Source organism: Pseudomonas sp. WJP1 (assembly GCF_028471945.1).
In the GTDB taxonomy this organism is placed as follows: Bacteria; Pseudomonadota; Gammaproteobacteria; order Pseudomonadales; family Pseudomonadaceae; genus Aquipseudomonas.
Genome location: NZ_CP110128.1, coordinates 6,745,081 through 6,770,636, shown reverse-complemented (window position 1 = coordinate 6,770,636; position 25,556 = coordinate 6,745,081). Strand labels below are relative to the sequence as shown.

The following is a 25,556-nucleotide window of genomic DNA, read 5'->3' as shown; positions in this document are numbered from 1 at the left end:
CTAATCGCGCATCTTAGGATCCGGGACATCGATTCCGGGCCAGGAATACAAGAATTAGAGACGAGAGGAGCTAAACAATGAACAAGTCCACCTTGGCCCTGGCCGTGGCCGTAGGGGTTATGGCGCAGCAGGCAGGCGCCGCGGGTTTCATCGAAGACAGCAAGGCTTCCGTAAGTTCGCGCACCATGTATTACAACAACGATAACCGCGATGGCGGCGCGGATCAGCGAGAGACTGCTGAAGGCCTCAAGTTCGATTACCTGTCGGGCTTCACCCAAGGGACTGTCGGATTCGGTTTCGACGCTCAGGCACTCGTCGGCATCCATCTGGATGGTGGCAAGGGCCATCACCCGGATAGCAATACATTCTTCCCAAGCGACACTGATGGCTCGGCAGTGCACGAGTGGAGCCGTGTGGCGGGTAACGTGAAGGCGCGTTTCTCGAAAACCGAGGCCCACTACGGTGGTGCTTTGCAACCGAACATGCCAATTCTGGTAGCGAACGACAGCCGTCTGCTGCCACAGACCTTTGAAGGGGGGACCATCACCTCGAAGGAAATCGACAATGTGACCTTCAACGTAGGTCAGCTGGAGCACGCAGCGGGTCGCGCCTCGTCGAACACAGCCGGTTTGGCAGTCAATGGTGGTACTCAGGACAGCAACAAGTTCCGCTACGCCGGTGCTGACTGGAAGGTCACCAAAGACCTGATGCTGCAGTACTACTACGCGAACCTGGAAGACTACTACAAGCAGAATTTCCTGGGCCTGGTGCATGTTTACCCAATCAGTGCCAACCAGTCCTTCAAGACCGATCTGCGCTATTTCGACAGCAGCTCTGACGGCAAGAACGGCGATCCGGGCTACGTCTTCAATAACAACGGTGGTTTCGCCAAGAACCCAGGCGAGGTCGATAACAAGACCTGGAGCGCCATGTTCACCTACACCCTGGGTGGTAACGCCTTCCTGCTCGGTCATCAGCGCGTCAACGATGATGGTGGCTTTGTCTACCTGAATCAGGGCAGCGTAGTGGACAGCAGAGGTCGCAACCAAGGTGAGGGTGGCACCAGCTTCTACCTATTCACCGATGCCATGATCAACGGCTTTGTCCGTGCCGGCGAGAACACCACCTTCGGTCAATACACTTATGATTTTGCAGCGGCGGGTGTGCCAGGTTTGAAAGCTTCGGTCGCTTACCTGCGTGGCGACAATATCAAGGCCAAGAACGGCACTGGCAGCGATATGTCAGAGTGGGAACGAGACATGCGTGTGGATTACACCATTCAGCAGGGCACGCTCAAGGGCTTGGGTGTGACGCTACGTCATGGCGTCTACCGTGGCAGCGAAATCGACATCGCCGACCAGGACCAAACCCGTCTGATCTTCAACTACACCTACGCCTTCAAGTAAGCCGTAGCCCAAAGCCTCGTCAACGGACGAGGCTTTTTTTCGCGTTCATTTTTATATTCCATAAACAATGCACGTGATGATTTTTTATTCTTTTTAGCTTTTTTCTTAAGCGCTTAAAGTAAAGACCTTCCGACACGCACCGTAAGCCTCGGATCGAGTTCCAAACCCCCGAACACCCGAAAATTCCAGGAATCGGTTTGTCGCCGTTACCTCGGGTCTGCGCTGTCGGGGCATATTCCTAAATGCGATTAAAATTGTTTTTGCAATTCTTTTTAGGATTATGAAGGAGTATTCTGCGCGACCCAAAAAAACGACCGATCCAGACGGTCGCGGATCCAGGGCATTCGACCCAGGACCAAGAATTAAAACGATAGGAGCGAAACAATGAACAAGTCCACCTTGGCCCTGGCTGTGGCCGTAGGGGTTTTGGCGCAGCAGGCAAGCGCCGCCGGTTTCATCGAAGACAGCAAGGCAACGTTGGGGCTGCGCAACTTCTACATCAACACTGACTATCGTGACGGCGCTGCTCAGCCGAACAAGAACGAAGAATGGGGCCAAGGCTTCGACCTGCGTTTCATCTCCGGCTACACCCAAGGCACTGTCGGATTCGGTATCGATGCGATCGGCCTGTTGGGCGTGAAGCTGGATTCGGGTGGCGGCACTAATGGCAACGTTAACGCCAATGGCACCCCTGGTAACGCTTATGGCGGCACTGTGTTCCCGAGCAAGTCCAACGGCGAAGCGGTTGATAACTTCTCCAGCCTGGGCCTGACTGCCAAAGCCAAGATCTCCCAGACTGAACTGAAACTGGGTACCTTGCAGCCAAAACTGCCGGTAATCGTCACCAACGATGGTCGTCTGCTGCCGCAAACTTTTCAGGGTGGTCAGATCACCTCTGGCGATATCAAAGACCTGACACTGGTCGGTGGTCAGATCGAGCACGCCAAAGGTCGTAACTCCAGCAACAACGAAGAGTTGTCGATCGCTGGTGCCAACGGTCGCACTGCGGCTGGCCGCGACAGCAACAAATTCTATTACGGTGGCGGTGACTACAAAATCACCAAAGACCTGACTGCGCAGTACTACTACGGCAATTTGGAAGATTTCTACAAGCAGCACTTCCTGGGCCTGGTTCACAACTGGGCAATCGGCCCGGGCGTTCTGAAATCCGACCTGCGCTACTTCAATAGCCGGGATGACGGTGCCAACGGTCACGACGCGAACTTCTTCACTTCTGGCAACTACAATGCGCCGAGCGGTAAAGGCAAGGTCGACAACAACCTGTACAGCGGTCTGTTCCTGTACACCGTTGAAGGTCACACCTTCGGTGGCGGTTACCAGGTCAGCAACGGCAGCAGCGACTTCCCGTACCTGAACCAGGGCGACGGTGCATCGGCCTACATCATCACCGACTCGCAAATCCAGAAGTTCGCCCGTGCCGGCGAGAAAACCTGGCAAGCACGTTACTCGTTCGATTTCGCCAAGGTCGGCGTACCTGGCCTGACAGCGGGTGTGGTTTACCTGCATGGCGACGATATTGATACCGTCAACACTGCCGGTCGCGAGGCGGCTAACGGCGCTTCCGAGTGGGAACGCGACCTGACCGTGGGTTACGTCGTTCAGTCCGGTGCGTTGAAAAACCTCGGCGTGCAGTGGAAAAACGCCACCTGGCGCACCGATCTGCCGAACACTCGCTCCCAGGACGAGAACCGCCTGATCGTCAGCTACTCGATCCCGCTGTTGTAATAGCGCTCGGGTAACCCAGGCAAAAAAAGCCCCGCCCGGCATCACGCCGGGCGGGGCTTTTGTGTTTTCGAGGCGGGCTCACCCCCGTAAACCCGCCTGGAAAATCCCCTCTTTTGCAGCAACTCAAGGCCTTCTCGAACCTTGTGGGCGATGTTCGGCGCGATGGGTTCGCGCGTCCAGTGAAGAGATGTTTAATATTCCAGACAGATCTAAACAAATCGATATTTATTCTTTTTAATGAATAAGAAATGCAGGCACAGTTGATCTCAACCAGCACTCACCAGGAGCAGCACCATGAGCATCAGACTGGGCGATATCGCCCCGGATTTCGAACAGGATTCCAGCGCCGGTACCATCCGGTTTCACCAGTGGCTGGGCGATAGCTGGGGTGTGCTGTTTTCCCACCCGGCCGACTTCACGCCGGTGTGCACCACCGAACTTGGCTTCACCGCCAGATTGAAAGATGAATTCGCCAAGCGTGGGGTCAAGGCCATCGCGCTGTCCGTCGACCCGGTGGATTCGCACCACAAGTGGATCGAAGACATCAACGAAACCCAGAACACCGTGGTCAATTTCCCGATTCTCGACGACGCCGACCGCAAGGTCTCGGACCTGTACGACCTGATCCATCCCAACGCCAACGACACCCTGACGGTGCGTTCGCTGTTCGTGATCGACCCGAACAAAAAGGTCCGGTTGACCATCACCTACCCGGCGAGCACCGGCCGCAACTTCCATGAAATCCTGCGGGTGATCGACTCGCTGCAACTCACCGACAACTACAAGGTGGCCACACCGGCCAACTGGCAGGACGGTGATGAGGTGGTGATCGTGCCGTCGCTCAAGGATGAAGATGAAATCAAGCAGCGATTTCCCAAGGGCTATCGCGCGGTGAAACCGTACCTGCGCCTGACGCCGCAGCCCAATCGCTGAAGCCTGCTCGTTGATCGTTCCCACGCTCTGCGTGGGAACGATCTGGCAGGGAGGCTGTTTCTACAAAGCAGGGGATTTCAGGCCGTTTCGACGGCCTTTTTTTTCGTCTGGAAGAATTTGAATTCATATTTCCAGAACGAATAACCAAATGAATAAATATGATTTATGGATATATAAATCACCTGTTAAGGTCACTCCATCAAAGCGAGATCGCAAACCGCGAATCGCCAACACCGTTCAAGGAATCCTCTGAATGCTGGTCGTCTCACTCGGTGGCAGTCCCAGCCAGCGCTCCCGTTCCGGGGTGTTGCTGGAGCGCTCCCAGCGTTGGTTGCAAGGGCAGGGCGTGGAAGTGGTGAGCTACCAGGTACGGGACTTCCCGGCCGAAGACTTACTGCATGCACGCTTCGACAGCCCGAAGGTGATCAACCTGCTGCAACAGATTGAAAACGCCGATGGCTTGCTGATCGCCACGCCGGTCTACAAGGCTTCGTTCTCCGGTGCGTTGAAAACCGTGCTGGATCTGCTGCCCGAGCGTGCCCTGGCGCACAAAGTGGTGTTGCCAATGGCAACCGGGGGCAGCATTGCCCACATGTTGGCAGTGGACTACGCGCTCAAACCGGTGTTGTCGGCATTGAAAGCCCAGGAACTGCTCCAGGGGATCTTCGCCGTCGACAGCCAGATCGCCTACGGCGAAGGCAGCGCCCAGGCGCAGTTGGCGCCGGAGCTGGAGCAAAGATTGAACGAGTCGCTGGAGTTGTTTTTCAGCGCCATGGCGCGACGGCCCAAGCCGCTCGATCCGCAGCTGTTGAATGATCGTTTGTTGAGTGCTCGCTGGAGCATTTAAGCCTTACCCCAAATTGATGTACTGGCCTTACTCGCCCGCTAACGGGCAAGCAGGTGCAGCCAAAAACCCAACTGCAAAAAGGAGAGCGCCATGCGCCCTGTCATTTTGCGTCGCGGTCTGGTCGCTCTGTTTGCTGCGGCTGTCACCTTCGGCGCCATTACTCAAGCTCAAGCTGAAACTCTGCGAATCGGCTATCAGAAATACGGCACCCTGGTGCTGCTCAAAGCCAAAGGCACCCTGGAAAAACGCCTCGCCGCCCAAGGCGTCGACGTGCAATGGACTGAATTCCCTGGTGGCCCGCAACTGCTCGAAGGCCTGAACGTCGGCTCCATCGACTTCGGCGTCACCGGCGAAACCCCGCCAGTGTTCGCCCAGGCAGCCGGCGCTGATCTGCTCTACGTCGCCTACGAACCGCCAGCGCCGCACAGCGAAGCGATCCTGGTACCGAAGGACTCGCCGATCAAATCGGTGAAGGACCTCAAGGGCAAGAAGGTCGTCCTGAACAAAGGCTCCAATGTGCATTACCTGCTGGTCCGCGCCCTGGAAGACGCCGGCCTCAAGTACACCGATATCCAGACCGTATTCCTGCCGCCGGCCGATGCCCGCGCCGCGTTCGAGCGTGGCAGCGTCGATGCCTGGGTCATCTGGGACCCGTACCAGGCCGCCGCCGAACAGCAGTTGCAAGCGCACACCCTGCGCGATGGCCAGGGCATCGTCGACAACCACCAGTTCTACCTCGCCACCAAGCCTTATGCGCAGAAAAACCCTGAGGTGATCAAGACCCTCGTGGAAGAAGTGCGTGCGGTGGGTGAATGGTCCAAGGCCAATCCGGAAGACGTGACCAAACAGGTTTCGCCACTGCTCGGCCTGCCGGCGGACATCACCCTGACGTCGGTGAAACGCCAGGGCTACGGCGCGTTGTTCCTGACCCCGGAAGTGGTCGCCGCGCAACAGAAAATCGCCGACAGCTTCTATCAGCTCAAGCTGATTCCAAAACCGCTGAGCATCAAAGACGTGATCTGGACGCCACCGGCGGCCGTTGCCAAAGCACAGTAATTCGATTCCCTAAGGAGACCACTCCATGAGCCTCAACATCTTCTGGTTCCTGCCTACCCACGGCGACGGCCATTACCTTGGCACCGCCGAAGGCGCTCGCGCCGTCGACCACGGTTACCTGCAACAAGTCGCGCAAGCGGCGGATCGCCTGGGCTTCGGCGGCGTGCTGATCCCTACCGGTCGTTCCTGCGAAGACTCGTGGCTGGTGGCCGCGTCGCTGATCCCGGTGACCCAGCGTTTGAAATTCCTCGTCGCGCTGCGCCCCGGGATCATTTCCCCAACGGTGGCGGCGCGTCAGGCGGCGACCCTGGATCGCTTGTCCGGCGGGCGTGCGCTGTTCAACCTGGTGACAGGCGGTGATCCGGAAGAATTGGCCGGCGACGGTCTGTTCCTGACCCACGAAGAGCGCTATCAGGCCTCGGTGGAATTCACCCGCATCTGGCGTCGCGTGCTGGAAGGCGAAACCGTCGATTACGATGGCCAGCACATCAGCGTGAAGGGCGCCAAGCTGCTCTATCCACCGATCCAGCAACCGCGCCCGCCGCTGTACTTCGGCGGTTCGTCGGAAGCGGCCCAGGACCTCGCGGCAGAGCAGGTCGAAATGGTCCTGACCTGGGGCGAGCCACCGGCCGCCGTTGCCGAGAAAATCGCCCAGGTACGCGCCAAGGCCGCCAAGCTCGGGCGCACCGTGCGCTTCGGTATTCGTCTGCATGTGATCGTGCGCGAAACCAACGCCGAGGCATGGCAAGCGGCTGATCGACTGATCTCGCACCTGGACGACGACACCATCGCCCGTGCCCAGGCTTCGCTGGCACGCTTCGATTCCGTGGGCCAGCAACGCATGGCTGCGCTGCACGGCGGCAATCGCGACAACCTGGAAGTCAGCCCGAACCTGTGGGCCGGTGTCGGCCTGGTGCGCGGTGGTGCCGGCACGGCGCTGGTGGGCGACGGTCCAACCGTGGCTGCCCGCGTGAAGGAGTACGCGGACCTGGGTATCGACACCTTTATCTTCTCCGGTTATCCACACCTGGAAGAGTCGTATCGCGTTGCCGAGCTGCTATTCCCGCACCTGGATATCGAGCGTCCCGAGTTGCCGAAAAGCGCCGGTTACGTCAGCCCGTTTGGCGAGATGGTCGCTAACGACATTCTCCCTAAAGCCGCGTCCCAGAGCTGAGGCGCGCCATGAAGAAGATCATTCACAGCCTTGCACCCTGGGCATTGCCGGTCTTGCTGTTGGCGGTGTGGCAGTTGTCGGTGTCGGCGGGCTGGTTGTCGACGCGGATTCTGCCGGCGCCCATTGCCGTGATCGAAGCCGGGGTGAGCCTGGTCAGCAGTGGTGAAATCTGGACGCACCTGGCCATCAGCGGCTGGCGCGCGGCGCTGGGCTTCGCCATTGGTGGCGGCATCGGCCTGACTCTGGGCTTCATCACCGGCCTGTCGAAATGGGGCGAACGCCTGCTCGACAGCTCGGTGCAGATGATCCGCAACGTGCCGCACCTGGCGCTGATCCCCTTGGTGATCCTGTGGTTCGGCATCGATGAGTCGGCGAAGATTTTCCTGGTGGCCCTGGGTACCTTGTTCCCGATCTACCTCAACACGTATCACGGCATCCGCAACGTCGACCCGGCGTTGGTGGAAATGTCGCGCAGCTACGGTTTGTCCGGTTTCAGCCTGTTCCGCCAGGTGATTCTGCCGGGGGCGTTGCCTTCGATCCTGGTCGGTGTGCGCTTTGCCCTGGGCTTCATGTGGTTGACCCTGATCGTCGCCGAAACCATCTCCGCCAGCTCCGGCATCGGCTACCTGGCGATGAACGCCCGGGAGTTCCTGCAGACCGACGTGGTGGTCCTGGCGATTCTGCTGTACGCGGTGCTCGGCAAACTGGCCGACCTCGCGGCCCGTGGACTTGAACGTGTGTGGCTGCGCTGGCATCCGGCTTATCAGGTCGTTAAAGGAGGTGCCGCATGACTGCTCAACAACCTCCACGCCTGCTGCGCGGCATTCCGCTGGCGGTGCGCAAACTGCAAAAAACCTTCGGCTCGCGGCAGGTGCTGCGCGAGATCGACCTGCACATTCCGGCCGGTCAGTTCGTCGCGGTGGTCGGTCGCAGCGGCTGCGGCAAAAGTACCTTGCTGCGCCTGCTGGCCGGGCTCGACCAGCCTACGGGCGGTGACTTGCTGGCCGGCTCCGCGCCGCTGAGCGAGGCGCGGGAAGACACACGATTGATGTTCCAGGAAGCGCGCCTGCTGCCGTGGAAAAAGATCATCGACAACGTCGGCCTCGGACTCAAGGGCAACTGGCGGCCGCAAGCGCTGCAAGCGTTGGAAGCGGTCGGCCTGGCGGATCGCGCCAATGAGTGGCCGGCGGCACTGTCCGGAGGGCAGAAGCAACGTGTGGCGCTGGCGCGCGCTTTGATCCATCAACCGCGCCTGCTGTTGCTCGACGAGCCGTTGGGTGCGCTGGATGCCCTGACCCGTATTGAAATGCAGCAGCTGATCGAACGGCTCTGGCAACAGCACGGTTTCACCGTGTTGCTGGTCACCCACGACGTCAGCGAAGCGGTGGCGATCGCCGATCGGGTGATCCTGATCGAAGACGGCGAAGTCGGCCTCGACCTGCACGTGGAACTGCCGCGCCCTCGGGTACGCGGCTCCCATCGGCTGGCGGCGCTGGAAACCGAAGTCCTCAACCGCGTGCTGTCGCTACCGGGCCAACCGCCGGAACCGGAACCTGTTTCACCCTTGCCTACGCAGTTGCGTTGGGCTCAATAACTCAAGCCTCAATCAACGACAGGAATCAACATCATGACTATCAAGGCCATCAACGTTCGCAACCAGTTCAAAGGCTCGATCAAGGAAATCGTCCTCGGTGACGTGCTGTCGGAAATCGATGTGCAGACGGCTTCCGGCATCGTCACCTCGGTGATCACCACGCGTTCGGTGAAAGAGCTGGAACTGGCGGTGGGCAGCGAAGTGATCGCGTTCGTGAAATCCACCGAGGTGTCGATCGCCAAGTTGTAAGGGCGTGCATTACACACAACCCCGAAGGGTTTGAGCCCTTCGGGGTTTTTTATGCGCGTCAATCAGTGAGTCCGGCGGTGCGGCCATCGCGAGCAGGCTCACTCCCACAGGGAAACGCATTCCAAATGTAGGAGTGAGCCTGCTCGCGATGAGGCCAGTCAGGCCAGTGAAAAAATCAGCCTGGAATAGTGCGCTTTGGCAAATAGGGCGGCAGGTACAGCCCCAGATACGCATCGAACACCCGCATCCCTTCCTCAGCCATGCGCGGCGTGATCTGCCCGTGCTGCTGCACCGAGCGCGCATAAACCCGGTCACCGAGCTCCATGGCCAGGGCAAACACATCGACATCGTCCGGCAACCGTGGCAGCTCGAAATGGTGGTCGAACAGCTTGTGCATCAGGTCGCCCAGCTCAATGTCGTGCTGGCGGTCGGCCTGGGTGACTTCGGTCAGGCCGTGCTGGGCCAGGATGAGCTGGCGGGCGGCGGCGTCTTCGTCGTAGATGTCGAGCATGCGTTGTTCCACCAGCCGCGACAGGTCACGCCAACCATTCAATGCGTCATGGTCAATGGGCGCCTGCAGGCAGGCGCGGAAGGCCGCATGGACGTCGGCGGTCAACGCTTCGAGCAGGGACGGGACGCTGGCGAAGAAGTGGTACACGGAGGAAGGTGGGATCTGCGCGCGTTCGGCGACACTGTAGATCGACAGACTGGCCACGCCCTCGGCGGCCAGCAGCGTGCGGGCGGCATCGAGTATCGAATCGATCCGGGCCTGGCTGCGTGCACGGGGTTTGCGGGGGGTGGAGGTGCGCGTCATTGGAGTCTCCTGCGGGGCAGGGGGCATTGTACGAGGCGGGTTCGATGTTGTCTGCTCGGACGCCTTCGCCGGCAAGCCTGGCTCCTACACGCGATCCGCCGCAGGCGGCCATAAAAAAACGCCGTTGGCTGTGAGGCCGACGGCGTTCTTTTTCACTGCAGCCACTTACACGGTATGCAGGTACCAGTTGTACTCAAGGTCGGAGATGGAGTGTTCGAACTCTTCCAGCTCGCTCTCTTTACAGGCCACGAAGATATCGATGTATTTCGGATCGATGTACTTGGCCATGACTTCGCTGTCGTCCAGCTCGCGCAACGCGTCGCGCAGGTTGTTCGGCAGGCTCTGCTCGTTCTGCTCGTAGCTGTTGCCTTCCACCGGAGCGCCAGGTTCGACCTTGTTGACCAGACCGTGGTGCACGCCTGCCAAAACCGATGCCATCAGCAGGTACGGGTTGGCATCGGCGCCGGCCACACGGTGTTCGATACGTACGGCATCGGCGGAGCCGGTCGGTACGCGAATCGCCACGGTGCGGTTGTCCAGGCCCCAGCACGGCGAGTTCGGCACATAGAACTGCGCGCCGAAACGACGGTAGGAGTTGACGTTCGGGCAGAGGAAAGCCATCTGCGCCGGTAGGGTCTCGAGCACACCGCCGATCGCGTGTCGCAGCGCGGCGTTCTGCTCGGGATCCTCACTGGCAAAAATATTCTTGCCGTCTTTGTCGAGAATCGAAATGTGCACGTGCAGACCGTTGCCCGCCTGGCCTGGGTAAGGCTTGGCCATGAAGGTGGTGTCCATTTCATGGTCGTAGGCGATGTTCTTGATCAGGCGCTTGAGCAGCACTGCATAGTCGCAGGCCTTGATCGGGTCGGCCACGTGGTGCAGGTTCACTTCGAACTGCGCCGGGGCACTTTCCTTGACGATGGCGTCGGCCGGGATGCCTTGCTCTTTCGCACCTTCCAGGATGTCCTGGAGGCAGTCGACGTATTCGTCGAGGTCGTCGATCAGGTAGACCTGTGTCGAGTGCGGGCGCTTGCCGGAAACCGGCGAGCGAGGGGGTTGCGGACGACCGTTCACGTTCTCCTGGTCGATCAGGTAGAACTCCAGTTCGAACGCGGCGCAGATGGTCAGGCCCATTTCGTCGAACTTGCGCACCACATTGGCCAGCACTTCACGCGGGTCAGCGAAGAATGGCTCGCCTTCGAGTTCGTGCATGGTCATCAGCAGTTGCGCGGTCGGGCGCTTCTGCCAGGGCTCGTTGCACAGGGTATCGGGGATTGGATAGCAGATTCGGTCAGCATCACCGATGTCCAGGCCCAGGCCGGTGCTTTCCACCGTAGAGCCATTGATATCCAGGGCAAATAGAGAGGCCGGCAGGTTGATGCCTTTCTCGTAAACCTTGTGGAGGCTGGTGCGTTCGATGCGCTTGCCGCGCACCACACCATTCATATCCGCAATCAGAAGGTCAACGTACAGAACCTCAGGATGTTCCTTAAGGAACGCGTTCGCTTCGTTAAGCTGAACGGCACGCGGGGGTACCGACATGATGCAACACCTTTGTTGTTAAAAATATCAATCATTGATCTTTTCGGATTCCAGTCAACCCGAACGGCATGCCGAAGTCAAGCGAGGCCTTTTTTGCCCTAAAAAAGCGCTCGTGTGGCTTTTTTGAGGCGCTTTGGGGCGTTTTTATACCCCTTGGCCGTTTGACGCCCGCAGGCTTGAGCGGGCCGTGTTGTATTTTTTACGGGGGTGTTGTGTAAAAAAATGAACAAGGCTAAGCTCGAATCAAACCCATAACAGCAATAATACCGGGGTGCTTCATGTCTCGCCTGCCGATAATCGGCGTTACCGCCTGCTCTTTGCAGACCGGTCTGAATGCTTATCACATCAGTGGCGACATCCACGTCAGCGCCGTGGCCGCAGCGGCCCAGAGCCTGTCGGTGATCCTCCCGTTCCTGGCGGATCAACCGTCCCTGTCCGATATTCTGGACGGCCTCGACGGCACACCCATTACGGTTACTCCATTCAATATAGAACCGATTCACAATAGCGGCTCGGCCTTTGTGCAGGGCACCGCTCGCGATTCTGCACGCCTGATATGCGCAGAAGTACACACAAGCACGGTAGCCTGGCGCAAACTTGCATTTCACCGCGACGCCGATGCGTCAACTATCGCCTGACCTCAAGTGTCAGGAAACTCAAAGCCTAGAGGCATTTATGAGTAACAACCTCGACCAGCTCACCGATTGGTTGAAAGACCACAAGATCACAGAAGTCGAATGCATGATCGCCGACTTGACCGGGATTACCCGGGGCAAGATTTCGCCGACCAACAAATTCATCGCCGAAAAAGGCATGCGTCTGCCAGAAAGTGTGCTGCTCCAGACCGTGACCGGCGATTACGTCGAAGACGACATCTATTACGAGCTGCTCGACCCGGCTGACATCGACATGATCTGCCGTCCCGACCAGAACGCGGTGTTCCCGGTGCCATGGGCCATCGAACCGACCGCCATCGTCATCCACGATACTTACGACAAGCAAGGCAACCCGATCGAGCTGTCGCCGCGCAACGTGCTCAAGAAGGTCCTCAAACTCTATGCCGACAAAGGCTGGCAGCCGATCGTGGCGCCGGAAATGGAGTTCTACCTGACCAAGCGCAGCGACGACCCGGATTATCCGTTGCAGCCGCCCATCGGCCGCTCCGGACGCCCGGAAATCGGTCGCCAGTCGTTCTCCATCGAGGCGGCGAACGAGTTCGATCCGCTGTTCGAGGACGTCTATGACTGGTGCGAATTGCAGGAACTGGACCTCGATACGCTGATCCACGAAGACGGCACGGCGCAGATGGAGATCAACTTCCGTCACGGTGACGCCCTGTCCCTGGCCGACCAGATCCTGGTGTTCAAGCGCACCATGCGCGAAGCCGCGCTCAAGCACGACGTGGCGGCGACCTTCATGGCCAAGCCGATGACCGGCGAGCCGGGCAGTGCCATGCACCTGCACCAGAGCATCATCGACATCGAGACCGGCAAGAACATCTTCTCCAATGAAGACGGGACCATGAGCGAGTTGTTCCTGCAGCACATCGGTGGCCTGCAGAAACTGATTCCCGAGTTGCTGCCGCTGTTCGCCCCCAACGTCAACTCGTTCCGCCGCTTCCTGCCGGACACCTCGGCACCGGTGAACGTGGAATGGGGTGAAGAAAACCGCACCGTGGGCCTGCGGGTACCGGATGCCGGGCCACAAAACCGGCGCGTGGAAAACCGCCTGCCGGGTGCCGACGCCAACCCGTACCTGGCCATTGCCGCGAGCCTGCTGTGCGGCTACATCGGCATGGTCGAAGGCCTGAACCCGAGCGCACCGGTGGTGGGTCGTGGTTATGAGCGCCGCAACCTGCGCCTGCCACTGACCATCGAAGACGCGCTCGAGCGCATGGAAAACAGCGCAACCATCGAGCGTTACCTGGGCAAAACTTTCATCACTGGCTACGTCGCGGTCAAGCGGGCCGAGCATGAAAACTTCAAGCGCGTGATCAGTTCGTGGGAACGGGAATTCCTGCTTTTTGCCGTCTGACGCGCCGGGCGCCGCCGTTGTCGGGTGGCGCTCTCACCTGGACTTTTTAGGAGATTGGTATGACCAGCAACAACCCGCAAACCCGTGAATGGCAAACCCTGAGCAGCGATCACCACCTGGCCCCGTTCAGCGACTTCAAGCAGCTGAAGGAGAAGGGCCCGCGGATCATCACCAACGCCAAGGGCGTCTACCTGTGGGACAGCGAAGGCAACAAGATCCTCGACGGCATGGCCGGCCTGTGGTGCGTAGCCATCGGTTACGGTCGCGATGAACTGGCCGACGCCGCCAGCAAGCAGATGCGCGAGCTGCCGTACTACAACCTGTTCTTCCAGACCGCCCACCCGCCGGTGCTGGAGCTGGCCAAGGCCATCGCCGATGTCGCGCCAGAAGGCATGAATCACGTGTTCTTCACCGGTTCCGGCTCTGAAGGCAACGACACCATGCTGCGTATGGTTCGTCACTATTGGGCGATCAAGGGCCAGCCGAAGAAGAAAGTCATCATCAGCCGCAAGAACGGCTATCACGGTTCCACCGTGGCCGGCGCGAGCCTGGGCGGCATGACCTACATGCACGAACAAGGCGACTTGCCGATTCCGGGCATCGTCCACATCGCCCAGCCGTACTGGTTCGCCGAAGGCGGCAACATGACCCCGGAAGAGTTCGGGATCTGGGCTGCCAATCAGCTGGAAGAGAAAATCCTGGAAGTGGGCGTGGACAACGTCGGCGCCTTTATTGCCGAGCCGATCCAGGGCGCCGGCGGCGTGATCATTCCGCCAGACAGCTACTGGCCGCGAATCAAGGAGATCCTCGCCAAGTACGACATTTTGTTCGTGGCTGACGAAGTGATCTGCGGTTTCGGCCGTACCGGCGAGTGGTTCGGCAGCGATTTCTACGACCTCAAGCCCGACATGATGACTATCGCCAAAGGCCTGACCTCCGGCTACATCCCGATGGGTGGCCTGATCGTGCGCGATGAAGTGGTCGACGTGCTCAACGAAGGCGGCGATTTCAACCACGGTTTCACCTACTCCGGGCACCCGGTGGCGGCGGCTGTAGGCCTGGAAAACATCCGTATCCTGCGCGACGAAAAAATTGTCGAGCGCGTGAAGACAGAAACGGCACCGTATTTGCAGAAACGTTTGCGCGAACTGAATGATCACCCGTTGGTGGGCGAAGTTCGTGGGGTAGGCCTGCTGGGGGCGATCGAACTGGTTCAGGACAAGGCCACTCGCAAGCGCTACGAAGGCAAGGGCGTCGGCATGATCTGCCGGCAGTTCTGCTTCGATAACGGGCTGATCATGCGTGCCGTGGGGGACACCATGATCATCGCGCCGCCGCTGGTGATCTCGCCTGCGGAAATCGATGAGTTGGTGACCAAGGCACGCAAGTGCCTTGACCTGACCCTGAGTGCGTTGCAGGCCTAAGTGCTAGGCTCTGAGCGGGAGTCATGAAACTTTCGCTCAGAGCTGTCAGAAACGTTGGCCTTTCCTTGAAAGACCGCCTCGGATCTTGCCAGACTAGCCGCGGTTCCAGTTGTCCGGGTTCGGCCGCTGAACAAAGTGGTTCAAAAAAGAAAAATTTGGAGCATTACGCATGAAGGCATTAGGAAAAAAGCTTGCTGGCAAGACCCTCCTCGCCATGTCCCTGATGGGTATTATGGCGGGTGCGGTTCAGGCGGACGACAAGGTGTTGCACGTCTATAACTGGTCTGATTACATCGCTCCGGACACTATCAAGAAGTTTGAAGACGAGTCGGGCATCAAAGTTGTCTACGACGTCTTCGACAGTAACGAAACCCTCGAAGCCAAGTTGCTGGCAGGCAAGTCCGGTTACGACATCGTCGTACCGTCGAACAACTTCCTGGCCAAGCAGATCAAGGCTGGCGTCTACCAGAAGCTGGACAAGTCCAAGCTGCCTAACTGGAAGAACCTGAACACCGACCTGCTCAAGGCGGTATCGGTGAGCGACCCGGGTAACGAACACGCCTTCCCGTACATGTGGGGTTCGATCGGTATTGGCTTCAACGCCGAGAAGGTCAAGGCAGCACTGGGCGCCGACGCTCCAGTCGATTCCTGGGACCTGATCTTCAAGCCTGAAAATGCCGCCAAGCTGAAGTCGTGCGGTATCAGCCTGCTGGATTCGCCAACCGAAATGATTCCGGTGGCGTTGCACTACCTGGGCCTGCCAACCGACAGCCAGAAGAAAGAAGACATCGACAAGGCTGAAGCGTTGATCATGAAGGTCCGTCCTTCGATCGCCTATTTCCACTCGTCCAAGTACATCTCCGACCTGGCCAACGGCAACATCTGCGTGGCCGTGGGTTACTCGGGCGACATCTACCAGGCCAAGTCCCGCGCGGCTGAAGCCGGTGACAAGGTGAAAGTCAGCTACAACATTCCGAAAGAAGGTGCTGGCAGCTTCTACGACATGGTCGCCATCCCTAAAGATGCCGAAAACGTCGAGGGCGCCTACAAGTTCATGACCTTCCTGCAGAAGCCGGAAATCATGGCTGAAATCACCAACGCCGTACGTTTCCCGAACGGTAACGCAGCGGCCACGCCGTTGGTTGATAAAGACATCACCAGCGATCCAGGCGTCTACCCACCCGCTGACGTGCTGGCCAAGCTGTACGCGATTGCCGACTTGCCGGCAGCGACCCAGCGGATCATGACTCGCAGCTGGACCAAGATCAAATCCGGTAAATAAGCCGGTTTGATGCAACAACCTGTTGTTGCCGCCTGCGCGGCGGCGACAACAGGATAAATTAAATGACAGAAAGTTTTGCTGGAACGGTTTTTCGAGGGTAAGTTGCGCGCCGGTTTTGTTGTCAGGCAGCCATGGCTGTCATGTAACGCGGGGCAACTTGAGCCAAACTCATTTTAGAGGACCTCCACTTGCCTATTTTTTCTTTGTTGCGCAATGCCATGCTGGTCGCTGCCGGGTTGACGCTTGCCGTCAATGTTCAGGCGGCTGGCACAGTGCATATTTATAACTGGTCGGATTACATCGGCGAGACCACCCTGGCCGACTTCCAGAAAGAGACCGGTATCAAACCGGTTTATGACGTATTCGATTCCAACGAAACCCTGGAAGGCAAGTTGCTGGCCGGGCGTACCGGTTATGACGTGGTCGTGCCGTCCAACCACTTCCTTGGCAAGCAGATCAAGGCCGGAGCTTTCCAGAAACTCGACAAGTCGAAGTTGCCGAACTATTCGAACCTCGATCCGGTGCTGCTCAAGCGCCTGGAGCAGAACGATCCGGGTAACCTGTACGCCGTGCCGTACCTGTGGGGCACCAACGGCATCGGTTACAACGTCGACAAGGTCAAGGCTGTGCTGGGCGTCGACAAGATCGACTCCTGGGCCGCGGTATTCGAACCGGAAAACATCAAGAAACTGCAAAGCTGCGGCGTGGCGTTCCTCGACTCCGCCGATGAGATGATGCCTACGGTCCTCAACTACATGGGCCTGGATGCCAACAGCACCAACCCCGAAGACTACAAAAAGGCCGAAGCCAAGTTGCTGGCGGTGCGCCCTTACGTAACTTACTTCCACTCCTCCAAATACATCGCAGACCTGGCCAACGGCGATATCTGCGTGGCCATCGGTTTCTCCGGCGACATGTTCCAGGCCCGCAACCGCGCGGCCGAAGCCAAGAAAGGCGTGAACATCGCCTACTCGATTCCCAAGGAAGGCGGTGCGTTGTGGTTCGACATGCTGGCGATTCCGAAGGACTCGGCCAACGTGAAAGAAGCGCACGCGTTCATCAACTATTTGCTGAAACCTGAGGTGATCGCCCAGGTCAGTGATTACGTCGGCTACGCCAACCCTAACCCCGGGTCGGACAAACTGATGGAACAGTCCATTCGCACCGACGAAGCGGTTTATCCACCGCAAGCCGTACTCGACAAGACCTACGTGTCCATCGAGTTACCACCAAACATTCAACGTTTGATGACCCGCAGCTGGACCAAGGTCAAGTCGGGTAAATAGCTTCAAGGCTCAAACTATCCAAGGTTGGCTCAGCTTGAGCGAACTGTACTCTTTTTTTTCGGGAGTTTCGTAAATGGCAGTTGCCTCCGGCGCCTATAAGAAAGCCCTCGAGGGCGACCAGTCACCTAAGCAGGTGCTGGTCAAAATCGACCGGGTCACGAAGAAGTTCGACGAGACGATTGCCGTGGACGACGTGTCCCTGGAAATCAAGAAAGGCGAGATTTTCGCCTTGCTCGGCGGTTCGGGATCGGGCAAATCCACACTGCTGCGCATGCTCGCCGGCTTCGAACGACCGACCGAAGGGCGGATCTTCCTCGACGGCGTGGACATCACCGACATGCCGCCGTACGAGCGGCCGATCAACATGATGTTCCAGTCCTACGCCCTGTTCCCGCACATGACCGTGGCGCAGAACATCGCCTTCGGCCTCAAGCAGGACAAGCTGCCTGCCGCCGAGATCGATGCTCGGGTGGCGGACATGCTCAAGCTGGTGCAGATGACCCAGTACGCCAAGCGCAAGCCGCATCAGTTGTCCGGCGGCCAGCGTCAGCGTGTGGCCCTGGCCCGTTCCCTGGCCAAGCGTCCGAAGCTGCTGCTGCTCGACGAGCCGATGGGCGCGCTGGATAAAAAACTGCGTTCGCAAATGCAGCTGGAGCTGGTGGAGATCATCGAGCGCGTCGGCGTAACCTGCGTCATGGTGACCCACGACCAGGAAGAGGCCATGACCATGGCCGAGCGCATCGCGATCATGCACCTGGGCTGGATCGCCCAAATCGGCAGCCCGATCGACATCTACGAAACCCCGACCAGCCGCCTGGTCTGCGAATTCATCGGCAACGTCAACATCTTCGACGGTGAAGTGATCGACGACGCCGAGGGCCACGCGATCATCACCTGCAAGGACCTCGACCGGAAGATCTATGTGGGCCACGGCATCAGCACCTCGGTGCAGGACAAGTCCGTGACCTATGCGATCCGTCCGGAAAAACTGCTGGTGACCCCGACCATGCCGACCTGTGAATACAACTGGTCCAGCGGCAAGGTGCACGACATCGCCTACCTGGGTGGTCACTCGGTGTTCTACGTCGAATTGCCGAGCGGCAAGATCGTCCAGTCGTTCGTGGCCAACGCCGAGCGCCGTGGCCAGCGGCCGACCTGGGGTGACCAGGTGTACGTGTATTGGGAAGACGATAGCGGCGTGGTACTTCGCTCATGAACATGCGCAAATTCAAACGCCGGCTCAATCGAATAATTCCCGGTGGCCGTCAGCTGGTCATCGGGGTTCCCTTCATCTGGCTGTTCCTGTTCTTCATGTTGCCGTTCTTCATCGTCCTGAAGATCAGCTTCGCCGAAGCCGACGTGGCCATTCCGCCGTACACCGAGATCTACAGCTACGCCGAGCAGAAGCTGCAGGTGCTGCTCAACCTGGGCAACTACGCGATGCTCGGCGACGATGAGTTGTACATCGCCGCCTACCTCGGCTCCTTGAAGATGGCGCTGATCAGCACCATCCTCTGCCTGCTGATCGGCTACCCGATGGCCTACGCCATCGCCAGCGCCCGCAAAGAGCTGCAAACGGTGCTGGTGCTGCTGATCATGATGCCGACCTGGACCGCGATCCTGATCCGCGTGTATGCGTGGATGGGCATCCTCAGCAACAACGGCCTGCTCAACGGTTTCCTGATGAGCATGGGCTGGATCAGTGAGCCACTGCAGATCCTCAATACCAACCTCGCCGTGTACATCGGCGTGGTGTATTCGTACCTGCCGTTCATGATCCTGCCGCTGTACGCCAACCTGGTGAAGCACGACAACAGTTTGCTGGAAGCCGCGTCGGACCTGGGTTCGAGCACCTTCAACAGCTTCTGGAAGATCACCATCCCGCTGTCCAAGAACGGCATCATCGCCGGCTGCATGCTGGTGTTCATCCCGGTAGTGGGTGAGTTCGTGATCCCGGAACTGCTCGGCGGTCCGGAGACCCTGATGATCGGTAAAGTGCTCTGGCAAGAGTTCTTCAACAACCGTGACTGGCCGGTGGCATCCGCCCTGGCGGTGGTGATGCTGGCGATCCTGATTGTGCCGATCATTCTGTTCAACCGCAGTCAGGCCAAGGAAATGGAGGGTAAAGAATGAAACGCTTCCGTTTCTCCAGCCTGATGCTGGTACTGGGTCTGATGTTCATCTACCTGCCGATGCTGATCCTGGTGATCTACTCCTTCAACGCCTCGAAACTGGTGACGGTGTGGGGCGGCTGGTCGATCAAGTGGTACGTCGGCCTGATGGACAACACCCAGCTGATGGGCTCGGTGGTGCGCTCGCTGGAGATCGCCTGCTACACCGCGATTGCAGCCGTCGCACTGGGAACGCTGGCCGCGTTCGTCCTGACCCGCATCACCCACTTCAAGGGCCGTACGCTGTTCGGCGGCCTGGTCACGGCACCGTTGGTGATGCCGGAAGTGATCACCGGTCTGTCGCTGTTGCTGCTGTTCGTGGCCATGGCGCAGATGATCGGCTGGCCACAGGAACGTGGCATCGTGACGATCTGGATCGCCCACACCACGTTCTGTGCGGCGTATGTGGCGGTGGTGGTGTCGGCGCGCTTGCGTGAGCTGGACCTGTCCATCGAAGAAGCGGCCATGGACCTGGGCGCGAAACCGTGGAAGGTGTTCTTCCTGATCACCATCCCGATGATCGCCCCATCGCTGGCGGCCGGCGGCATGATGTCGTTTGCCCTGTCGCTGGATGACCTGGTGCTGGCGAGCTTCGTGTCGGGCCCGGGTTCCACCACCTTGCCGATGGAAGTGTTCTCGGCGGTGCGCCTGGGCGTGAAACCGGAGATCAACGCCGTGGCCAGCCTGATTCTGCTGGCGGTTTCGCTGATGACGTTCCTGGTCTGGTTCTTCAGCCGTCGTGCCGAAGAAGCGCGCAAGCGTGCGATCCAGCAAGCCATCGAAGAAAGCGCTGCCGATTCGTGGAAGCAACCGGACGTGCGTCGCGCGCAGCCGGAAGCGGCTTGAACTGGAAGTCGGGTTGACCACAGCTTTGTGGTCAACCCAAAACAACTGTAGGAGCGAGCCTGCTCGCGATGGTGTGTCAGTAAAGGTAATTTCGACTGACACACCATCGCGAGCAGGCTCGCTCCTACAGGTTTTTAGGCGACCCAAGGGGATTGGCGGATGACCTCGACAAAATTCATCGGCTTGAACCCCGGCTCCTGATCCATCAACACGTCGGTCTTCACATTGCCGAACGTGGTCTGCGGACGATGGCGCAAGCCGTCGGCAAAGGCGCAGATGATGCACTCCTTGAACCCTTCGCCCCGTGGATGCGCATGCACCACCGCTTCACGCTGCACGCTGGAAAACGCCGCGTAGTCCATGCCCAGCACGTCCATTTCGACGCCGGCGGTCACCAGCGCCACGGTTGGCCGCAGGTGTTGCGGCACGCCCGGCGTGGTGTGCAGGGCGATCGACAACCAGACCTGCTCGATGTCGTCATCGCTAAACCCGTAAGGCTTGAGAAATGCGGCCGCCGCGTTGGCGCCATCGACTTCGAAGCGCTCGTTGGCGCTGCGATAACCGTCCACCAGGCCCAGGTCATGGAACATCGCGCCGACATACAAAAGCTCCGGGTTGTAGGCCAGTTGCTTGCGTTCGCCGCTCAGTGCACCGAACAGGAACACCCGGCGCGAGTGGTGGTAAAGCAGGTCGGATTCGATGTCGCGGATGTATTCGGTGGTGGCTTTGGCCAAGGCGCTGTCGGGGATCTTGATGCCGGCGATGGTGGTGCTCATGGGCTTTTCCTCAAAGTTGACGCCGGGGCGGCGCTGAGGGTTAAAGTCTGTTCGCGGCCCTCAAACGGGACAATCGATCCGTGGCTGCGATCCTTGCCAATGAGCATGCATATCGCGCCAACCTGGCCACAAGGCGCCGACTTAAGTCCTGGAGATGATTCAGACCATGCACAAAACCGTCGCCATCGTGGTCTTCGCCGGCGTCCAGTCGCTGGACGTCACCGGCCCCATGGATGTGTTTTGCGAAGCCAATCGCTTCCTCGCCCCCGAGGATCACTATCGCCTGGAAGTGATTGGCGTTGAGCGCGGCGTGATGGCCTGTTCCAACGGTTTGGCGCTGAACGCCCATCGGCATTTCAGCGAAGCGCTGGAGTCTTATGACCTGCTACTGGTGGCCGGGGGGCCGCAATTGCCGTTCATGACGTTTGGCGCTGCATTCGATGCCTGGCTGCGCGATGCCTGCGCGCGGGCGCAACGCTATGGCTCGATCTGCAACGGCGCGTTCATGCTCGCCAAGGCAGGATTGCTGGAAGGGCGCACGGTGACCACCCATTGGGGCGATGCCGCGGCGTTGGCTGATTTGTGTCCGACGACTCGAGTCGAAGCCGATCGGCTTTACGTTCAGGACGGCGAGCTTTTCACCTCGGCGGGGGTGACGGCCGGGATCGATCTGTCGCTGTATCTGCTGGGGCGCGATCACGGGCCAGACGTGGCCCTGAGCGTGGCAAAACGCCTGGTGGTGTTCACCCAGCGTTCGGGCGGGCAGTCACAGTTCAGCCCGTTTCTCACGCCCCACGCGCAGCCGACCTCCGCCGTGGCGATGGTCCAGCATTACGTGCTGGCGAACCTGACGGGTGACCTGAGCATCGCCGACCTGGCCAACGCGGCCAACATGAGTGCACGCAACTTTTCCCGGGTATTTGCCAAGGAAGCGAAAGTCACCCCGGCCGAGTTTGTCGAGCGCGCGCGAGTGGATGCGGCGCGGGTGATGCTGGAAAGCACCGCCGCCCCGCTCAAGACCGTGGCCTACCAGTGCGGGTTCCGCGATGCCCAGCACATGCGCAGCGTGTTCAACCGCAGGCTGGGGGTGACGCCACAGCAGTTTCGGCAGAACTTTGCTGCGATGGTTTGAGTCATGAATTTGTGTTGTTCTTGAGGATCTCATCGCCAGCAGGCTGGCTCCCACAATGGATCTGCGTGCACAGGGCCACTGTGGGAGCCAGCCTGCTGGCGATGAGGCCAGTCCAGCCAAAACAAATTTACTGAGCTGTCCGCGCCGGCAACAGCTTCAACGTACTCTTCGTATTCGCCGTCACCTCTTCATCATTGAGATGCGCCTGGAAATAAACCCCCTCGATATACGCCTCAGCCTGATCATCAAAGTGCCTGTCGAACGGCACACCACTCTGGCCAACCGGGTTGACCGTCAAACTGTGGGCCGGGTCGGCGAAGTCGATCAGGCGTCGGGTCGATGGCCCGTACGTCACCGGCCAGGGTGCCGGGCCGATCTTGGCCGACAGGTTGTTCGGCACTTCATGGGTACCGGGGGCCGCGAACGGGCCGACATTGAAGATCCGGTCCAGCGGCTTTTGCTGCCCCAGTGGGTGGCCATGGGTCAGCGTGTGCGCCTTGCCCCATTGCCATTGCGAGAAATCGGCACCCAGCGTGGCCTTGAGGTGGGCGATGCTGGCCAGCCACGCGACCTTGACGGTGTCGGCGCGGGTTTCCTTGCCGAGGGTATTGCGGTTGTCCCACCACGGTGAATCCGGCGTCGCCGCCAGGCGCGGCAGTGCGGCATCGACCACCCGGGTCGAGAGCAGCGTTTCAAAGAAGTCATTGCCCAGGTCGTCGTGCATCGCCGCGTCAGCCAGGTTGAACAGGAACTGGTTGAACAGCGTGGCGCTGGTGGAATCCAGCGGGTAGTCGCCTTTCCACTGGGCCAATTGCTCCACCAGCTTGAACTGCGCAGGGTCGCTGACCACTTCGCGCAGGGTCGGCAGCAGGGGTGCCAACAGTCGCGGGCCGTAGGCGGTGGTGGTGCCCAGTTGCAGTTGCTGGCTGTTTTCCAGATCCCATTTGACGTTCTTGTCGCTGAGCTGCCGATTGAGCTGCTGGCCGCGATCGGCGAGGTTGTAATAACCGGGGATCTCCATCCCCGTCGGCGACAGCGGCTGGAAGTTGGCCGAAACGATGTAGCCCCGTGCCGGGTTTTCTTCCTGCGGGTTGGCGCTGAACGGGTAGAAGCCGTCCTTGTCGGCATCGCTGGTGCTGCCGTCGAGGATAAACCACGGGCGCACCCCGGCAGGGCGCTTGGGCAATTGCGCCGCAGCCCACCAGCCGATGTCGCCCTTGGCATTGGCCCAGACGATGTTCAGGCCGGGAGCCTGGACCTTGGCGGCAGCGCTACGGGCCTTGGCCAGGGTATCGGCGCGGTTGAGCTGGTAGAAGCCATCGATGATCGGGTTCTGGCTTTCGAGAAAACCCCACCACATGGCGATCGGCGTCTTGCCGACGCTGTTGCCCAGCGCATCGTTGACGATCGGACCATGGGGTGACTGGCGCAATGTCAAAGTGACCGGGGCCTGGCCCTTGACCGCGATCTGTTGTTCGCTGCTGACCATGTCCACCCATTTGCCGCGATACCAGACCTGATTCGGATTGTCCGGGTTGACCTTTTCGGCAATCAGGTCGAGGTCGTCGTTCTGGAACATGGTGATGCTCCAGCCGAAGTCCCGGTTCATGCCCAGCGAAGCGAACGGCATCAGGGCCTGGTAATGGCCATAGAGCTCGAAGCCTGGCGCCGACAGCTGCGCTTCGTACCACACCGACGGCGCGGAAAAGCGGATGTGCGGGTCACCAGCCAGCAGCGGCTTGCCGCTTTTGGTGCGATTGCCGGCAACCGCCCAGGCGTTGCTGCCCTCGAACTGCGGCAAACCGTTGTCGGCCAGGGCCTGTTCGCTCAGGCGGGCGAGGGCGTTGAGGTCTTTCCAGTCGGCGCTGGCGAGGGGCGACGGGGCCGTGCTGTGTCGGGACGCCATCACGCCCTTGGCCTGCCAGTCGAGATCGAAGACGCTCAGATAGTCGGCGCCCAATTGATCACGCACGTAGGTCAGCAGCGGTTCGGTGCGAAACGCCGCGGCAAAACTGTAGGCCATGTAGCCGGCGATGCTGATGGTGTCCTGCGCAGTGAACGGGCGCTTGGCAATGCCCAGCACATCGAACTCTACGGGTTTGGCGTGACTGTCCTGGTACTGGTTGATGCCGTCCAGGTACGCCTGCAGGGCCAGGAAGGCAGGCGATTGCTTGTCCATGTTCGCCAGGTAGGTTTCGGCACGTTCGCGAATGCGCAGGCTGCGCATCAACTTGTCGGTGTCGAGCAGCTTCGGCCCAAGCACCTCGGCCAGTTCGCCACGGGCGAGGCGGCGCAAGACCTCCATCTGGAACAACCGATCCTGGGCATGGACATAGCCGAGGGCGCGATAAAGGTCGATTTCGTTGTCGGCACGGATGTGCGGGATGCCGCGCTCGTCATAGCGCACGGTGACCGAACCTTGCAGCTGCTGCAGTTCCACCATGCCCTGGCGTGACGGTTGCTTGCTGTAGACGTACCAACCGGCACCGGCGGCGAGCGCGACGATCAGCAAACCGAGTGCGGTCAGGCTACGTTTCATGGTGACTCCTTATTGTTATTGGTGACAGCAATTCCCTGGCGAGACTGTTTAACACGACAAGCCGCCTTGGCCCATCGCCCGTAGGAGGGATTCTCGTTTGCTGTCGGGGTTACCTCGTCGGGACGACAGGCCACGGGCAGTAACACCCCACGGCCAGTGTGTGCGTGGCACTCACGTCGCGACCTTCGTTCAGCGCTTGCAGGATCGGTTCGATAAAGCTGTTGCTGGAATTGCAGGTCAGGCCTTCGCTGTAGGGCCCGAAATAGGCCAGCCTGCCGTTGCGGTCCCAGATCGCCACGGCGGGGCTGGCGGGAATCTGCTCGGAGCCGGGCAGGACGTCGATGGCTTTCAGGCTGCCGAGGGTGGCGGGCAGTTGGCCGTGGCTACCGGGCTTTTGCACCGCATAAAATTCCACGCCGTGCGGGACATAGCGCTCGACCAGTTCGGTCAGGTGTTGTTGATTGCCGACATTGCACGGGCAGGCCGGGTCCCAGAAATGCACGAGGCGGATGGCACCGGGGCCGGCAAGGTTGTCGGGCAGGCGCAGTGGATCACCGGAGAACATCGCCGTGTGCTCGCTGAAGGCCCGCAGGTAGCGTCCCTGAAACCAGTCGTAGGCGGCCCACAGCACCCCGGCGCACACGAGGGCAAGCAGGCTGGCGATCAGGGTGGCGCGATAGGGCGAGCGCATGGGGTCACTCCTTG

At 59.7% G+C, this 25,556-nt stretch carries 22 protein-coding genes and 1 pseudogene; 18 read left to right on the top strand and 5 right to left on the bottom strand.

What is annotated here, in order from left to right; genetic code table 11:
- Positions 1-77 precede the first annotated feature (77 nt).
- The 9 genes from OH720_RS30550 to OH720_RS30510 all read left to right on the top strand — a co-directional run bounded on the left by OH720_RS30550 (position 78) and on the right by OH720_RS30510 (position 9,005).
- On the top strand, positions 78-1,406 hold the full coding sequence (locus OH720_RS30550; protein ID WP_272603959.1) for an OprD family porin: 1,329 nt from the start codon (positions 78-80) through the stop codon (positions 1,404-1,406).
- A gap of 384 nt (positions 1,407-1,790) precedes the next feature.
- Positions 1,791-3,152, top strand: a complete 1,362-nt coding sequence (locus OH720_RS30545) for an OprD family porin (protein ID WP_272603958.1) — start codon at positions 1,791-1,793, stop codon at positions 3,150-3,152.
- 294 nt (positions 3,153-3,446) lie between these two features.
- Positions 3,447-4,085, top strand: a complete 639-nt coding sequence (locus OH720_RS30540) for a peroxiredoxin (protein ID WP_272603957.1) — start codon at positions 3,447-3,449, stop codon at positions 4,083-4,085.
- Between the two features lie 253 nt (positions 4,086-4,338).
- Positions 4,339-4,932, top strand: a complete 594-nt coding sequence (gene ssuE / locus OH720_RS30535) for an NADPH-dependent FMN reductase (RefSeq protein ID WP_008064947.1) — start codon at positions 4,339-4,341, stop codon at positions 4,930-4,932.
- Between the two features lie 90 nt (positions 4,933-5,022).
- On the top strand, positions 5,023-5,988 hold the full coding sequence (locus OH720_RS30530; RefSeq protein ID WP_180202231.1) for a sulfonate ABC transporter substrate-binding protein: 966 nt from the start codon (positions 5,023-5,025) through the stop codon (positions 5,986-5,988).
- A 25-nt stretch (positions 5,989-6,013) separates the two neighbouring features.
- Positions 6,014-7,162, top strand: coding sequence for an FMNH2-dependent alkanesulfonate monooxygenase (ssuD, locus tag OH720_RS30525; RefSeq protein WP_272603956.1), 1,149 nt, complete (start codon positions 6,014-6,016; stop codon positions 7,160-7,162).
- Between the two features lie 8 nt (positions 7,163-7,170).
- Complete coding sequence (ssuC, locus tag OH720_RS30520) at positions 7,171-7,953, top strand: aliphatic sulfonate ABC transporter permease SsuC (protein ID WP_008064950.1); 783 nt, start codon at positions 7,171-7,173, stop codon at positions 7,951-7,953.
- On the top strand, positions 7,950-8,756 hold the full coding sequence (gene ssuB / locus OH720_RS30515) for an aliphatic sulfonates ABC transporter ATP-binding protein (RefSeq protein WP_272603955.1): 807 nt from the start codon (positions 7,950-7,952) through the stop codon (positions 8,754-8,756). Before ssuC ends, ssuB begins: the two co-directional genes overlap by 4 nt.
- Positions 8,757-8,789: 33 nt before the next feature.
- Positions 8,790-9,005 carry a TOBE domain-containing protein gene (locus tag OH720_RS30510; RefSeq protein WP_007967989.1) on the top strand — a complete coding sequence of 72 codons (216 nt, stop codon included), beginning with the start codon at positions 8,790-8,792 and terminating at the stop codon, positions 9,003-9,005.
- A gap of 175 nt (positions 9,006-9,180) precedes the next feature.
- Here OH720_RS30510 and OH720_RS30505 read toward each other — a convergent pair whose 3' ends face one another.
- Together OH720_RS30505 and OH720_RS30500 are read right to left on the bottom strand one after the other, a co-directional pair.
- Entirely contained in the window at positions 9,181-9,819 is a 639-nt protein-coding gene (locus tag OH720_RS30505; RefSeq protein ID WP_272603954.1) for a TetR/AcrR family transcriptional regulator, read from the bottom strand.
- A 165-nt stretch (positions 9,820-9,984) separates the two neighbouring features.
- Positions 9,985-11,361 (bottom strand): glutamine synthetase family protein, encoded by a 1,377-nt coding sequence (locus OH720_RS30500; RefSeq protein ID WP_007976355.1) that lies wholly within the window; start codon positions 11,359-11,361, stop codon positions 9,985-9,987.
- A 278-nt stretch (positions 11,362-11,639) separates the two neighbouring features.
- Here OH720_RS30500 and OH720_RS30495 point away from each other — a divergent pair.
- The 8 genes and pseudogenes from OH720_RS30495 to OH720_RS30460 all read left to right on the top strand — a co-directional run.
- Positions 11,640-11,912, top strand: a pseudogene (locus OH720_RS30495) (gamma-glutamyl-gamma-aminobutyrate hydrolase family protein); the annotation flags it as partial.
- A gap of 124 nt (positions 11,913-12,036) precedes the next feature.
- Entirely contained in the window at positions 12,037-13,395 is a 1,359-nt protein-coding gene (locus OH720_RS30490) for a glutamine synthetase family protein (protein WP_008064954.1), read from the top strand.
- Between the two features lie 59 nt (positions 13,396-13,454).
- Positions 13,455-14,819, top strand: a complete 1,365-nt coding sequence (locus OH720_RS30485; protein ID WP_008064955.1) for an aspartate aminotransferase family protein — start codon at positions 13,455-13,457, stop codon at positions 14,817-14,819.
- 169 nt (positions 14,820-14,988) lie between these two features.
- A complete protein-coding gene (locus OH720_RS30480) occupies positions 14,989-16,101 on the top strand; it encodes a polyamine ABC transporter substrate-binding protein (RefSeq protein ID WP_110747941.1) in 1,113 nt (370 codons plus the stop codon).
- A gap of 188 nt (positions 16,102-16,289) precedes the next feature.
- Positions 16,290-17,387 (top strand): polyamine ABC transporter substrate-binding protein, encoded by a 1,098-nt coding sequence (locus OH720_RS30475; protein ID WP_272603953.1) that lies wholly within the window; start codon positions 16,290-16,292, stop codon positions 17,385-17,387.
- Between the two features lie 73 nt (positions 17,388-17,460).
- A complete protein-coding gene (locus OH720_RS30470) occupies positions 17,461-18,603 on the top strand; it encodes an ABC transporter ATP-binding protein (RefSeq protein WP_008064958.1) in 1,143 nt (380 codons plus the stop codon).
- Between the two features lie 35 nt (positions 18,604-18,638).
- On the top strand, positions 18,639-19,520 hold the full coding sequence (locus OH720_RS30465) for an ABC transporter permease subunit (RefSeq protein WP_272606540.1): 882 nt from the start codon (positions 18,639-18,641) through the stop codon (positions 19,518-19,520).
- Entirely contained in the window at positions 19,517-20,404 is an 888-nt protein-coding gene (locus OH720_RS30460) for an ABC transporter permease subunit (RefSeq protein WP_180202238.1), read from the top strand. Before OH720_RS30465 ends, OH720_RS30460 begins: the two co-directional genes overlap by 4 nt.
- Before the next feature lie 134 nt (positions 20,405-20,538).
- On the opposite strand, the gene OH720_RS30455 is transcribed toward OH720_RS30460, so the two are convergent.
- A complete protein-coding gene (locus tag OH720_RS30455) occupies positions 20,539-21,180 on the bottom strand; it encodes an HD domain-containing protein (protein ID WP_272603952.1) in 642 nt (213 codons plus the stop codon).
- A 166-nt stretch (positions 21,181-21,346) separates the two neighbouring features.
- Between OH720_RS30455 and OH720_RS30450 the strand changes: the two genes are divergently transcribed.
- On the top strand, positions 21,347-22,312 hold the full coding sequence (locus OH720_RS30450; protein WP_272603951.1) for a GlxA family transcriptional regulator: 966 nt from the start codon (positions 21,347-21,349) through the stop codon (positions 22,310-22,312).
- A 127-nt stretch (positions 22,313-22,439) separates the two neighbouring features.
- Here OH720_RS30450 and OH720_RS30445 read toward each other — a convergent pair whose 3' ends face one another.
- Both OH720_RS30445 and OH720_RS30440 read right to left on the bottom strand, forming a co-directional pair.
- Entirely contained in the window at positions 22,440-24,851 is a 2,412-nt protein-coding gene (locus OH720_RS30445) for a penicillin acylase family protein (protein WP_272603950.1), read from the bottom strand.
- Positions 24,852-24,960: 109 nt separating this feature from the next.
- Positions 24,961-25,542, bottom strand: coding sequence for a DUF6436 domain-containing protein (locus OH720_RS30440; protein ID WP_272603949.1), 582 nt, complete (start codon positions 25,540-25,542; stop codon positions 24,961-24,963).
- Between the last annotated feature and the right edge of the window lie 14 nt (positions 25,543-25,556).

Excerpts from the sequence above, each read along its gene's own strand:
- OH720_RS30550 (WP_272603959.1), top strand. The coding sequence starts at position 78 with ATGAACAAGTCCACCTTGGCCCTGGCCGTGGCCGTAGGGGTTATGGCG.
- OH720_RS30545 (WP_272603958.1), top strand. The coding sequence starts at position 1,791 with ATGAACAAGTCCACCTTGGCCCTGGCTGTGGCCGTAGGGGTTTTGGCG.
- OH720_RS30540 (WP_272603957.1), top strand. The coding sequence starts at position 3,447 with ATGAGCATCAGACTGGGCGATATCGCCCCGGATTTCGAACAGGATTCC.
- ssuE (WP_008064947.1), top strand. The coding sequence starts at position 4,339 with ATGCTGGTCGTCTCACTCGGTGGCAGTCCCAGCCAGCGCTCCCGTTCC.
- OH720_RS30530 (WP_180202231.1), top strand. The coding sequence starts at position 5,023 with ATGCGCCCTGTCATTTTGCGTCGCGGTCTGGTCGCTCTGTTTGCTGCG.
- ssuD (WP_272603956.1), top strand. The coding sequence starts at position 6,014 with ATGAGCCTCAACATCTTCTGGTTCCTGCCTACCCACGGCGACGGCCAT.
- ssuC (WP_008064950.1), top strand. The coding sequence starts at position 7,171 with ATGAAGAAGATCATTCACAGCCTTGCACCCTGGGCATTGCCGGTCTTG.
- ssuB (WP_272603955.1), top strand. The coding sequence starts at position 7,950 with ATGACTGCTCAACAACCTCCACGCCTGCTGCGCGGCATTCCGCTGGCG.
- OH720_RS30510 (WP_007967989.1), top strand. The coding sequence starts at position 8,790 with ATGACTATCAAGGCCATCAACGTTCGCAACCAGTTCAAAGGCTCGATC.
- OH720_RS30505 (WP_272603954.1), bottom strand. The coding sequence starts at position 9,819 with ATGACGCGCACCTCCACCCCCCGCAAACCCCGTGCACGCAGCCAGGCC.
- OH720_RS30500 (WP_007976355.1), bottom strand. The coding sequence starts at position 11,361 with ATGTCGGTACCCCCGCGTGCCGTTCAGCTTAACGAAGCGAACGCGTTC.
- OH720_RS30490 (WP_008064954.1), top strand. The coding sequence starts at position 12,037 with ATGAGTAACAACCTCGACCAGCTCACCGATTGGTTGAAAGACCACAAG.
- OH720_RS30485 (WP_008064955.1), top strand. The coding sequence starts at position 13,455 with ATGACCAGCAACAACCCGCAAACCCGTGAATGGCAAACCCTGAGCAGC.
- OH720_RS30480 (WP_110747941.1), top strand. The coding sequence starts at position 14,989 with ATGAAGGCATTAGGAAAAAAGCTTGCTGGCAAGACCCTCCTCGCCATG.
- OH720_RS30470 (WP_008064958.1), top strand. The coding sequence starts at position 17,461 with ATGGCAGTTGCCTCCGGCGCCTATAAGAAAGCCCTCGAGGGCGACCAG.
- OH720_RS30460 (WP_180202238.1), top strand. The coding sequence starts at position 19,517 with ATGAAACGCTTCCGTTTCTCCAGCCTGATGCTGGTACTGGGTCTGATG.
- OH720_RS30455 (WP_272603952.1), bottom strand. The coding sequence starts at position 21,180 with ATGAGCACCACCATCGCCGGCATCAAGATCCCCGACAGCGCCTTGGCC.
- OH720_RS30450 (WP_272603951.1), top strand. The coding sequence starts at position 21,347 with ATGCACAAAACCGTCGCCATCGTGGTCTTCGCCGGCGTCCAGTCGCTG.
- OH720_RS30445 (WP_272603950.1), bottom strand. The coding sequence starts at position 24,851 with ATGAAACGTAGCCTGACCGCACTCGGTTTGCTGATCGTCGCGCTCGCC.
- OH720_RS30440 (WP_272603949.1), bottom strand. The coding sequence starts at position 25,542 with ATGCGCTCGCCCTATCGCGCCACCCTGATCGCCAGCCTGCTTGCCCTC.